This window comes from Cupriavidus sp. HMR-1, from assembly GCF_000319775.1.
In the GTDB taxonomy this organism is placed as follows: domain Bacteria; phylum Pseudomonadota; class Gammaproteobacteria; order Burkholderiales; family Burkholderiaceae; genus Cupriavidus; species Cupriavidus metallidurans.
In genome coordinates, this window is record NZ_ANKP01000142.1 from 1 (window position 1) to 11,734 (window position 11,734).

14 protein-coding genes are annotated in these 11,734 nt (G+C 64.7%); 4 read left to right on the plus strand and 10 right to left on the minus strand.

The genetic code is table 11. The features are described 5' to 3' along the window. On the minus strand, window positions 1-251 hold a 251-nt coding region (locus D769_RS17695; protein ID WP_008647661.1), incomplete at its 3' end, for a DUF3761 domain-containing protein. A gap of 168 nt (window positions 252-419) precedes the next feature. Beyond that, window positions 420-1,394 carry an NAD-dependent epimerase/dehydratase family protein gene (locus D769_RS17700; protein ID WP_008647665.1) on the minus strand — a complete coding sequence of 325 codons (975 nt, stop codon included), beginning with the start codon at window positions 1,392-1,394 and terminating at the stop codon, window positions 420-422. Window positions 1,395-1,519: 125 nt separating this feature from the next. Here D769_RS17700 and D769_RS17705 point away from each other — a divergent pair, with 125 nt between their 5' ends. Next, window positions 1,520-2,431: a LysR family transcriptional regulator gene (locus tag D769_RS17705; protein ID WP_040011104.1), complete on the plus strand. Its 912-nt coding sequence runs from the start codon at window positions 1,520-1,522 to the stop codon at window positions 2,429-2,431. A gap of 261 nt (window positions 2,432-2,692) precedes the next feature. Then, window positions 2,693-3,073 (plus strand): SHOCT domain-containing protein, encoded by a 381-nt coding sequence (locus D769_RS17710; RefSeq protein ID WP_008647667.1) that lies wholly within the window; start codon window positions 2,693-2,695, stop codon window positions 3,071-3,073. 27 nt (window positions 3,074-3,100) lie between these two features. On the opposite strand, the gene copD is transcribed toward D769_RS17710, so the two are convergent. The 4 genes from copD to D769_RS17730 are packed head-to-tail and all read right to left on the minus strand — an operon-like array spanning window position 3,101 to window position 7,355. Beyond that, a complete protein-coding gene (gene copD, locus D769_RS17715; RefSeq protein WP_008647668.1) occupies window positions 3,101-4,000 on the minus strand; it encodes a copper homeostasis membrane protein CopD in 900 nt (299 codons plus the stop codon). An 18-nt stretch (window positions 4,001-4,018) separates the two neighbouring features. Continuing rightward, on the minus strand, window positions 4,019-4,405 hold the full coding sequence (gene copC / locus D769_RS17720; protein WP_008647669.1) for a copper homeostasis periplasmic binding protein CopC: 387 nt from the start codon (window positions 4,403-4,405) through the stop codon (window positions 4,019-4,021). 38 nt (window positions 4,406-4,443) lie between these two features. After that, a complete protein-coding gene (locus D769_RS17725) occupies window positions 4,444-5,481 on the minus strand; it encodes a copper resistance protein B (protein WP_008647670.1) in 1,038 nt (345 codons plus the stop codon). Further along, window positions 5,478-7,355, minus strand: coding sequence for a copper resistance system multicopper oxidase (locus D769_RS17730; protein ID WP_008647672.1), 1,878 nt, complete (start codon window positions 7,353-7,355; stop codon window positions 5,478-5,480). Before D769_RS17730 ends, D769_RS17725 begins: the two co-directional genes overlap by 4 nt. A gap of 195 nt (window positions 7,356-7,550) precedes the next feature. Between D769_RS17730 and D769_RS17735 the strand changes: the two genes are divergently transcribed. Together D769_RS17735 and D769_RS17740 are read left to right on the plus strand one after the other, a co-directional pair. Next, entirely contained in the window at window positions 7,551-8,237 is a 687-nt protein-coding gene (locus D769_RS17735; protein WP_008647673.1) for a heavy metal response regulator transcription factor, read from the plus strand. After that, entirely contained in the window at window positions 8,237-9,625 is a 1,389-nt protein-coding gene (locus D769_RS17740; RefSeq protein WP_008647675.1) for a heavy metal sensor histidine kinase, read from the plus strand. Before D769_RS17735 ends, D769_RS17740 begins: the two co-directional genes overlap by 1 nt. Here the strand turns inward: D769_RS17740 and D769_RS17745 are convergent, their stop codons facing one another. From D769_RS17745 to D769_RS17760, 4 genes are all read right to left on the minus strand, one after another. Beyond that, window positions 9,626-10,057, minus strand: a complete 432-nt coding sequence (locus tag D769_RS17745; RefSeq protein ID WP_008647676.1) for a YeeE/YedE family protein — start codon at window positions 10,055-10,057, stop codon at window positions 9,626-9,628. It lies immediately after the preceding gene. Between the two features lies 1 nt (window position 10,058). Further along, on the minus strand, window positions 10,059-10,493 hold the full coding sequence (locus D769_RS17750; RefSeq protein WP_040011105.1) for a YeeE/YedE family protein: 435 nt from the start codon (window positions 10,491-10,493) through the stop codon (window positions 10,059-10,061). 12 nt (window positions 10,494-10,505) lie between these two features. Next, window positions 10,506-10,826, minus strand: coding sequence for a metalloregulator ArsR/SmtB family transcription factor (locus tag D769_RS17755; protein ID WP_008647678.1), 321 nt, complete (start codon window positions 10,824-10,826; stop codon window positions 10,506-10,508). Between the two features lie 168 nt (window positions 10,827-10,994). After that, on the minus strand, window positions 10,995-11,734 hold a 740-nt coding region (locus tag D769_RS17760), incomplete at its 5' end, for a TolC family protein (RefSeq protein ID WP_008647679.1).

The following is an 11,734-nucleotide window of genomic DNA, read 5'->3' on the forward strand; positions in this document are numbered from 1 at the left end:
GCGGCCTTGGGCGCGGGTGCCGCGGCCGGTGCCATCGCGGCTGGTGCGGATGCTGCGGCGGTGCCGCCATACCACTCCTTGACGCCCTTGTGCCCTGCGCAAGCGCCCTTCTTGCTGGCGCCGGAGTAGTAACTTCCGTCCTTGCAGAGGCCCGTGCTGCCTGCTGGCGCGCCAGCAGGTGCCTGGGCCTGTGCGCCGAGCGACAAACCCAGCGCGGCCGCAAGGGCCATCGACTTCAGCAAATTCTTCATTGGCTGCTCCCGTATCGGGGTGAATCGACGAGAAGAAAAACGCTTGAGCCGAGTAGGCGATCAGGTACGTTGCAGCGCGACGCTGGCGCCGCGCGCATCGCTCTCGCTCGTCCCCAATAACTGTCGCCGGAAGCGTTGCGTTGACAGCACCTCCAAGTCGGGCAAGTTTCAGCCGGCCGAAGCGGGCGCCAAGCGTGTATTGGCGCACATGGCGGCAGCCAGCGTCTGGCGAATGCCGTCTTGATAAGACGTCTTTCGAATCGGACCAATCAGCGCCTGCAACGCCGAGTCGTCCATGATCACGGGGTCGGTCTGCAGATACTGCATCTCGACCAGTTCGCGCATCAGCGGATTGAACAGCCCCAGCAGACGCAGCATCGTCTTGCCCACCACGCGCAGTTTGATCGCACGGCCGGTCTGGCGCTCCATCTCTTCCACCAGTTCGCGCTGCGTGGTGACGCCGGCCCCGGCGAGGTGCCAGATCTTGCCGAAGGCAGCCGGGGTATCAACCAGCCGGGCTACCACCGGGCCCACGTCCGGCACGAAGATGAACTCATGCGGCGTGTCGATCGGCCCGATCAGGTCGGCCGTGCCGCCGTTCGCAGCCGCCAGCACCGCGCGATGCAGCAGGCTGTTCTCGACGCCGGGACCATAGAAGTCCGGCAAACCCAGCACGGTGGCACGGATGCGTCCATCGGCATGTGCCTGCATCAGCAGGTCCTCCTGCGACTTGCGCATACGCCCCTTGAAGGTGTGGGGTTCGCGCGGATGGTCCTCGCGCACGGGTGTCGTCCTTGCCCTGCCATATGGGTACACCGTGCCGATCAGGATGATGTGCTTCACGCCGGCCGCCACGGCGGCGTCGAGCGTCCTGCGCATCAGCGCGGGGTGCAGCTCGAACTGCCAGTAGTTCACGCCGACCAGATAGATCAAGGTCTCCACACCCGTGGCGGCCGCCTGAATCGCGTCCGGCGAGTCCGGATTCCAGGTCAGGATCTCCGCCAGCGGGTCATCGCCGAAGGCCTGGCGCAGGCTGGCCTCGTGCCGGCCCACCACCCGATAGGGCTCACCCCTGCTGCGCAGGGCGGCCGCGATGCTCCGGCCAATGGCGCCTGCCGCGCCAAACAAGGCAACTTTGGACATATCGGATTTCCTTTCGGTAACGGATTGGGAAGGCAGCGAGCAATTCGCGAAACCGCAGTGTGGCGCACCCGCAATCGAAAGAAAATTGCCTAGAATCGACTGGCAACTATTTAAAAATGCATACCATGACGCGAAACGAACCGAGCTGGGAGTGGTACCGGACATTCTTGCAGGTGCTGGAGGTCGGCTCGCTCTCCGCCGCCGGCCGGGCCCTCGGCATCACGCAGCCCACTGTCGGGCGACATATCGACAGCCTCGAGTCGGCCCTGGGGTTGAAGCTGTTCACGCGCTCGTTCGACGGCTTCGCCCCCACCGAGGCCGCTCATGAACTGAAGCCATACGCGGCGAGCATCGCCGCCACCGCCGCCGCGCTGCGCCGGGTTGCAAGCAGCCACGGCGCGGGCGTCCGGGGCACGGTACGGCTGACCGCGAGCGAAGTCATTGGTGCCGAGGTACTGCCTCCGATCCTGACGGCCTTGCGCGACGCGCATCCGGAGCTGGTGGTCGAACTCGTCCTGTCGAATCAGCCTGACGACCTGCTGCGCCGCGAGGCGGACATCGCCATCCGCATGTTCCGACCGGTCCAGGGAGCCTTGATCGCCAGGCATGTCGGCGGTATCGAAATCGGCTTGCACGCGCACAGCCGCTATCTGCAAGCGCATGGCGTGCCGGGCTCGACGAGCGAGCTGTCGCGCCATGCGCTCATCGGCTTCGATCAGGAAAACGACTTCATCCGCCGGTTGCAGAGCAAGTTCAAACCCTTCTGGCGGGATAGCCTGGCGTTTCGCAGCGACAGCGACCTGGCCCAACTCGGCGCCATCCGTGCGGGATTCGGCATTGGCGTGTGCCAGGCCGCGCTGGCGGCACGGGATCCCCAACTGGTGAGGGTGTTGCCCGAACAGTTCTCGGTCACGCTGGACACCTGGGTAGCCATGCATGAAGACCTGCGTGACAACGCACGCTGCGCCGTGACCTTCGCCGCGCTGGCCAACGGGCTGGACGCATATATCAAAAGTGCTCCCGGGCAAGGGGCCTGACCGCAACGCGCGGACATTCGCCGACGTCGGCCTGAAGCGGATGGCATCCGTCGCATTCTGCAAAATCAGGAATCATCCCGACAAGAAACTTTCATAACGGTGAAAGTGATTACTTGTCGTCACACCTGCTATACCTAATGAGGTTGACGCGCCACTGGCCACCTGCATCGCGCCCGGCGCGCATTGTTCTGCCGCACGAATCGGATCAGCCAATCGCCTTTTCCCTTATCGGGACCATTTTCTTTTCAATGGAGAACATCAATGGTTATTCAGGAAGGTTTTTCATTTGGAAATTTCATCATCGACGTTTTTTCCATCTTCCTTTTCATCCTGTGGTTCTGGTTGCTCATCACCATTTCCGGCGATCTGTTCCGGCGTCATGACGTATCGGGCTTCGCCAAGGTGCTGTGGGTGATCTTCCTGATCGTGCTGCCCTACATCGGCGTCTTCGCCTACATCCTCACCCAGGGTCGCGGCATGGCAGAGCGTAATCAGGAACGTGCGCGGGAGGCACGCAACGAACTTCGCCAGGTGGTCGGCTTCAGCGTCGCTGACGAACTGGAAAAGCTCGATCGCCTGAAGGCGTCCGGCTCCATCTCCGAGGACGAATTCAAGCGGCTGCGGGCAAAGCTGGTCGAGTAAAGCGTCGCGACCAGAGGCGGAGGTCCATCAAAGCTCAGGCGATTGCACACCCAGCACGGCCACGATCGCCAGCACCGCCACGCCTAGCAGGGCTTCGATAACGAAGCTCCTGCGCAGCGCCCGCACGGCCGCGCCACTGTCCGATGCCGTCGCCAGCGCCGGGCCCAGGCGATACCGGTTCAGCGCTGCCATCACCAGCATCGCGGCGAATAGGGCCAGCTTGACCAGCAGAATCCGGCCGTAGGGCGACGTCAGTCGCTCCAGCGTCGGCATGCCGGCGATGAACCAGTAGTTGACTGCCCCGGTCGTCACCAGCGTCCCGACGATCACGGTACCGATACCCGCAAACCCGCGCGCGGCGCGATCCAGCACTGCGAGAACGCCCATCCGGGCCAGCATCAGGAATCCAGCCAGCGCGCCGATCCATGCGCCGCCCGCGAGCAGATGCGCAATATCGACCAGCAGATGCACGACGCCGGACAGCCCCTCGTTCATCGCGCCGTGGCCTCCCCATGCGAGCGTTGCCAGCGCGATGGCGCCACAGACAACGAGGACCCGATAGCGCAGCGTTGGCCGATGCGCGAGCGCGAAGCTCGCGAGCAGTCCACCGAGAAGCGCGCTCATGCGAATGAAGCAGGCGATACCGAAGGCTGTCTCGGTCGCGATCATCGCCACCGTATCGCCCCCCAGATCGGCGTACCCTTCCACTCCGGTCATGGCCTTGGCAACCACGGCCATGTCCACGACGGAAAGCACCAGGCCGATGAGCGCGGCCATCGTGGCGTAGCCGCTATAGCACCGGGCGCTGGCGGCTCCGCGTTCGTCCTTTCGCAGCGCATACAGGGCAAACAGCGGCAAGCCAAACAGCAGCATCAGATCCAGATAGAGCGCGAACCGCACCCACACGTTGAGCCAGTCGACCTCCATTGGATAGCCCTGCCCGCGTTACTTCGTCGTGAAGGTGATGCTGCCGTTGACCGGATGGGTGTCCGATGACACCGCTCGCCAGTCCACGCGATAGGTGCCCGGTACCAGCGGGCTCTTCGGCGTGATGATCATCGCCTTGGGATCGTCGCCCCCCGACACACTGGTCGCAATTTTCATCGGCGGATGATCGGCCATGCCGGGCATCCCCGTCATGACCAGATTCGCGCCGGAGACCTGCTTGACCAGGTTCTCGGAGAACAGCAGTTCGATCCGCGTGGGCGCGGGCCCTTCGGACTTGTCGGCAGGCGTGGCGCTGACAAGCTTGGGGTGCGCGAGGGCGGCGGCACTGGCCAGAAGTGCGGTGGCGGCAACCAGCGCCTTGGCCGCGGTGTGGATATAAGTCATGAGATCTCCCTGGGTAAAACGATTGAAGCCGGACGCGATCAGAACCAGGCACGCACGCCGGCAACGAAACGCGTCTCGCCGCTACGGCCGCCTGACGTGCGAACCATATCGGCGGTGTTGCCGAACGTCTGGTAGCGCTCCACGCCGATGTACGGCGCGAACTGGCGACTGAACTCGTAGCGCAGACGCAATCCCACCGCGCCGTTCGACAGCCCACTACCGGTGCCGGTCGCCGGGTCATTCTTGCCGTACAGGTTCGCTTCGATGCGCGGCTGGAGAATCAGCCGCTGCGTAATCAGCAGCTCATACTCGGCAGACAGCCGCAGCGCGGTACGCCCCTCGTTGCCCACGTAAGCCGTGGCATCGACCTCGAACCAGTACGGCGCCAAACCCTGCACGCCGAAGGCCAGCCAGTTCCGCGCGGGCCGGCCATAGCCGGCATCGTTGCGGAAACCGACCTGCGTATCCCAGAACGTGGAAATCGCATGGCCCCACAACAGCTCGGTGCGGGCCTCATGCACCCGGCCTTTCTCGGCTTCGCCTTCGGCCTTGATCACAAGTTTGTTATAGGCGCTTCCGATCCATGCCTGGGCTTCGTACGAGGTCGCATTGCTACCGTTGCCGTGCGTCCACTCCAGGCGGTCCACCAGCACCGAGGCAAACAGGTGTTCGTCGGCCATGTGAAGCTGGCGATGCTCGCCCAGCGCGTACTTGCCGACGCCGAGCAAGTAGCCGCCCGAATAGGCATTCGGATCGCGCGCATCCGGCGGCGCACTGCCTCCCTGCATCTTCATGTCGCCATGATCCATGGCGGGCGGCGCGCTTCCGGCGTTATCGCCGTCCATGGTCTGAATGTCGCCGCTTTCGCCGCTGTCCATGGTCTGGATCTCGCCGCCATCCATGCCCTGCATCGATGACATCGAATCCGAAGTGGTCGCGCTGGCCACGTTGGCAGATGGGGCAGCGTGCGACGCGTGGTCCGCGTGCGAATGCTGGGCCCATGCGGCGCCCATGCTGACGGAGAGAAGCGCCGCCGCGAGCAGCGTCAGTGTGAGTGGGTTGCGTGCTTTCATCATGCCACCACCACTTCACGGAACATGCCCATGTCCATATGCATCATCAAGTGGCAGTGCCATGCCCAGCGTCCGAGCGCATCGGCGGTCACGAGGAAGCTGATGCGTTGCGCGGGCTGCACGGGAATCGTATGACGACGGGCCTGGAACGTGCCGTCGGGCGCCTCCAGTTCGCTCCACATGCCATGCATGTGCATCGGGTGGGTCATCATCGTGTCGTTGTGGAGAATCACCCGCAGGCGCTCGCCATGCTTGAAGAACACCGGGGTCGACTTGCCGTACTCCACGCCGTCGAACGACCACGTGTAGCGCTCCATGTTGCCGGTCAGGTGCAACTCCACCTCGCGGCCCGGGCCACGATGGTCCATCGGGCCACCGACCGTATGCATGTCCGCCAGTGTCAGCACCCGGCGCCCGTTGTTGCGCAGCCCGATGCCGGGGTCGTCGAGGTTGGTGCGCGCCATGTCCACGCGCATGTCGGTGCTCGGACCGTACTCGGTACGCGCATGACGTGCCCGCGTGCTGGGTACCTTGAGCGAGTCGCCATGTGACATGCCACTCATCCCAGCCATGCCGGACATGCCGGACATATCGTGCTGACTGTGATCCATGGGCATCGCACCGTGATTCATGGCGCCGTGGTTCATCGCGCCATGATCCATCGCCGCAGCGCTTGACGCGCCGTGGCCCATCACGCCGTGGTTCATGCTGCCCATCATGTCACCCATGGTGAGCCACTCCGCCTTGTCGAGCGCCGGTACGGACGGCTGCAGGCCCTCGCGCACGGCCAGCGTGCCGCGCGCGAAGCCGGTGCGGTCCATCGACTGGGCGAAGATCGTGTGCGCGTCGTCAGTCGGTTCCACCAGCACGTCGCAGGTTTCCCCCGGGCCGAAGCGGAATTCGTCGACCGTCACGGGCTCGATGTTCTGCCCGTCGACCTGTATCACCTTGAGCTTCAGGCCCGGAATGCGCACGTCGTAGAACGTGTTGCCTGCGCCGTTGACGAAGCGCAGGCGCACGCGCTCGCCGGCACGGAACAACCCGGTCCAGTTGCCGGCGGGCGTTACGCCATTCATCAGGTACGTCAGCGTGGCACCCGACAGGTCGGCCAGATCGGTGGGGCTCATCCGCATCTGGTTCCACATCTTTCGCTTCTCCAGCGCGGCGCCAAGCCCGTCGTTGGAGACGTCGCGGAAGAAGTCCACTACGGTGGGCTGGTTGTAGTTGTAGTAGTCGCTCTGGATCTTGAGCTTGGACATGACCCGCATCGGATCCTCGTCCGTCCAGTCGGACAGCAGCACCGCGTAGTCGCGGTCGGCACGCACTGGATCTTCGTCGCCGTCGATAATCAGGCTGCCGTAGACGCCGGTCATCTCCTGGAAGCCCGAGTGCGAGTGGTACCAATAGCTGCCGGTCTGATCCACCTTGAAGCGGTAGGTGAACGTCTCGCCGGGCGGAATGCCCGGGAAGCTGATACCGGGCACGCCGTCCATCTGATACGGCAGGATGATGCCGTGCCAGTGAATCGAGGTGGGCTCGTTCAGGCGATTGGTGACGCGGATCGTCACCGTGTCGCCCTTGCGCCAGCGCAGCGTGGGACCGGGAAGCATGCCGTTGATGGTGGTGGCCATGCCGGGCTTGCCCGTGAAGTTGACCGCCGACTCGCCGATCACGAGATCGAACTCCGTGCCACGCAGGACCGGGGCGGTGCCATTGCCCGTTGCAGCCTGTCCGGCCCCGGAACTGGCCCAGCCTCCGGACGACAATCCCCCGAGCGCGCCGAGCACACCCCCGGCGGCAAGACCCTGGACGAAGCGACGCCGGGACAACCCCGCCCGCACAGGCAAAATCAGATCGGCCGGAACGTTGGCTCGCATGCTGTCAATTCCTTCTCATCGTGAAATCGCGCCAGCAAAATGGCGCAGCGAGCACAGAGTAGTCAGGGCGCGGTAACGACCTAATGACCCAAAAATTACATTCCGGTAATGTCCGCGTCATGTTCGGACCGCGGCGTACACTTGCGGCGTTTTCCGGGCACGGGGCCCGGGTGCATTGGTTTGACGAGGACACGTATGAAGCTCCTGGTGGTCGAGGACGAAACCAAGACTGGCGAATACCTGAGGCAGGGCCTGACCGAGGCCGGCTTCATCGTGGACCTCGTGCATAACGGGCAGGACGGCCAGCACATGGCGCTGAACGAGTCCTACGACCTGCTGATCCTCGATGTGATGCTGCCCGATATCGATGGCTGGCGCATCCTGCAGAACATCCGGGCCGCCGGCAATCCCGTGCCGGTGCTGTTCCTGACGGCGCGTGACAGCGTCGCCGACCGCGTGAAAGGGCTGGAACTCGGCGCGGACGACTACCTCGTCAAGCCGTTCGCGTTCTCCGAACTGCTGGCCCGCGTGCGCACGCTGTTGCGCCGGGGTGCCGCGCAGGCACCGGTCGATCGTATTCAGATCGCCGATCTCGTGCTGGATCTGGCCCGACGCAGAGCCACGCGCGCCGGGCGCAGGATCGTGCTGACTGGCAAGGAGTTCGCGCTGCTGGAACTACTGGCCCGCCGCCGTGGCGAGGTACTGCCGCGTTCGCTGATCGCCTCGCAGGTCTGGGACATGAACTTCGACAGCGACAGCAATGTGATCGACGTGGCGATCCGCCGCCTGCGCGCGAAGATCGACGACGACTTCGACGACAAGCTGATCCAGACCGTGCGTGGCATGGGATACGTGCTGGAAGCGCCCGAGGATCTGGCCTGATGCGCGGCTATTCGTTGACCACGCGGCTGACCGCGCTGTTCTCGCTGACCTCGGCCTGCGTGCTGCTGGGGCTTGGCGTGCTGATCTTCACGGCCATGGACCGGCACTTCGCGGTGGAGGACTACGCGCTGCTGCGCGACAACATGCGCCTGGTCGAGAAGACCATCGCCGACAACACCGGTAGCACGCTGCCCACGCGCCTTGCGGACGCCTACCAGCATCACAGCGGACTCCTGGTCTATACGCGCGGTGCCAACGGTCAGGTGCACTACGCCACGCCGGATTTCGACTTTGCCGCAGCGCTGAAGACGTCGATTGAGGCATCGCGCAAGCATGTCGGCGATGACGACATCTTCCAATGGACGCAGGACGGCAAGACCTATCGGGGCATGCGTGCCACGGTGAACGCGGCGGGAGAACGTACCGACGTGCTGCTGGGGATGGACACTGAGATCCACGAGCATTTCGTCCACGCCTTCCGCCGATCGCTGGTCTCGTATGTAGCGCTGGCTGTGCTGGCCAGCGGTATTTTCGGCTGGTGGGCCGCGCGCCGGGGTCTGGCGCCATTACGCGCCATGGCCACGCGAGCAAAAGTCGTCACGGGAGACAAGCTCCATGAACGGATGCCGGTGGAAGCCGTTCCCGAGGAAGTGGCCAATCTCGCCGCCAACCTCAATGCGATGCTGGAACGCCTGCAGGATGATTTCCGCCGCCTGTCCGAATTCTCGTCCGATCTCGCGCACGAACTGCGCACGCCGCTGACGAATCTGATGACGCAGACGCAGGTGGCCTTGTCACAACCCAGGGACGCCGAGAAGTATCGGGAAATCCTGGCCTCCAATGCGGAAGAGCTGCAACGGCTGTCGCGAATGGTTTCAGACATGCTGTATCTGGCCAAGATGGAACACGGGCTCGACCTGCCGCACAAGGAAACCATTTCCATTGCGCAGGAAGCGGGGGCGCTGTTCGAGTTCTATGAGGCGCTGGCCGAGGACAAACAGGTGGCACTGCGGCTGCAGGGCGACGGCATCGTCGAGGGCGACCGCCTGATGCTGCGGCGCGCGCTGAGCAATCTGCTCTCCAACGCGCTGCGCCACACACCGCAGGCCGGCGCGGTGGTTGTCGAGGCGCACGCGGAAGGCGGCAGCGTAGTGGTGGCGGTGGAAAACGATGGGCCCGAGATTCCGGCCGAGTTGTTGCCTTCGCTGTTCGATCGGTTCTTCCGCGGTGACAAGTCGAGGCGGCGGCCCGAGTCGGACAGCGTCGGGCTCGGGCTCTCCATCACGCGCGCGATCATGACCGCGCACGGCGGCGGTATCTCGGTCCAGTCGGCGAACGGAAAGACCCGTTTCGTGCTGCGATTCCCGCCGCGGAGCGCGGAAGCCTGATCAGGCGCGCGCGACGCGCGCCTTGCTGCGTTCCAGCACTTCGAAGACCAGCATCCCGGCCGCCATGGCCAGCACGAAGCCGATGGCCTTCGGATAGCCTGCGCCCAACGCCACCAGCGCGGGGCCCGGGCAGAAGCCCGCCGTCCCCCAACCGATACCGAACAGCGCGCTGCCGATGAGGAGCCTCGGCGTGATGACAGTATTCGTCGGCAGCTGCATGGGCAACCCGAGCAGCGAACGCTGGCGGCGCTTGGCCAGCAGGAACGCCACCGAGCCAATCGCAATGGCGCCGACCATCACGAAGGCGAGCGAGGGGTCCCAACGCCCCGCCAGGTCGAGAAAACCCAGCACCTTGGCCGGATTGGCCATGCCGGAAACCATCAGGCCGATGCCGAACAGCAGGCCCGCGAGCAGTGCGGTGATGGCGCTCATATCAGGCTCCGATCAGGTGATGGGTGACGAAAACGGTCAGAAAGCCTGCCGCCATGAAGCTCAGCGTGGCCACCAGCGAACGGATGGACCCACGCGAGATACCGCAGACGCCGTGGCCGCTGGTGCATCCGCCCGCGTAGCGCGTGCCGATCCCGACCAGAAAGCCCGCGACTAGCACCTCGCCCCAGCTTGCCTGGATATCGGCCCTGGCCGGCATCCCGAACAGCGCGGCAAGTATCGGTGCGCCGATCAGCCCTATCAGGAAGGCCACCCGCCACGTCATGTCGCGGCGCGGCAGGCTCAGCAGCCCGCCCAGGATGCCGCTGATGCCAGCGATCCGCCCATTGAACAGCACCAGCACGGCTGCAGCCACGCCAATGACGATGCCCCCGGCCAGGGACAGGCCCGGGGTGAAATTGCCAAGATCGATCAGCAGCATGTTCGCTCCTCAGGAATTCGCGCAGAACTGTTCGTACAGCACGGCCATGACAGCGAGTGCCTGCTCGCTGGCCACGGCATAGATGATGTTCTTGCCCTCGCGGCGCGTGGCTACCAGACCGTTTTCACGCAGCACGGCAAGCTGTTGGGACAACGTGGGCTGGTGAATGCCGAGCCGCGCCTCCAGTTCGCCCACCGACAGTTCGCCCTGTGAAAGCTGGCACATCAGCAGCAGGCGGTCGGGGTTGGCCAGCACCTTGAGCAGCGCGCAGGCGTCCGCCGCTGCACTTTGCAGGCTGACGAGGTCGATGGAGGAATGGGTCTGGTTCATGGGCCGGTGCCGGTATGCGCCGATATGGGCCCCGGTACGGGCCGGGCCGGGCCGGGCCGGGCCGGGCCGGGCCGGGCCGGGCATCAATTGCGAGAATTATAGTCTATAAAAATATAGATTGTTAACGGATACCCGGCAGACTTGCAGCGTCTGCCGGGTCGTTACCGCTCAGTCGTCAAAGTCCCACATGCGATGGAGATCGAGCTTCAGACGGGTATCCGACTCGAGCACGTCGACATTGGCCAGGCGCTCCGCCAGCAAGGCGTCGGCCAGGTTTCGTCGCACGACAATCAGCTCCTGCAAGCCAGACTCTCCGGCGCGATACGCGCGCGTTGCGCGATCCGACGCCGTCCGTTGCAGCGTCGCAGCCTCGGTCTGGGCCGCTGCCGCCGCGCGCTTGCCGGACAGGTTCCGGTACAAGACGTCGAACTCCGCACCCAGGCGTTGCTCGACACCCAGCCGCTTCCGCGCGGCCGCCTCGGCATCCGCCGCAGCCGCCACTGCGTTAGAGCGGCGATACGCCGAGCCAAGCGGCATCGACACGCTGACCCCGAGAATCCGCTCTGCGCCGCCGCGTTCCACCGTGACAAACATGCCGACGGTCGGGTCCGGCTTGCGGTCCAGATCCGATCGTTTGGCCTGCTGCAATGCATGGGCTTCTTCCGCCATCGCCAGCAGGTATTCATGGCTGTCCTGCACGTAGATGCCGCGTAACTGCTCGGCCGGCTCCTGCGGAGGCTGCGGCAGCGCGATGCGAACGGGTGCCGGCGCCGGTTGACCCAGCATCGGGAAACGCGCGCGCAACTCGGCGAGCGATGCCGACTCGGTGGCCTGGGCGGTGGCCACCGTCGCACGTGTGCGCGCCAGTTCCGCCGCTGCCAGTTCCGCGTCGAGACGCGCGGCGTCAC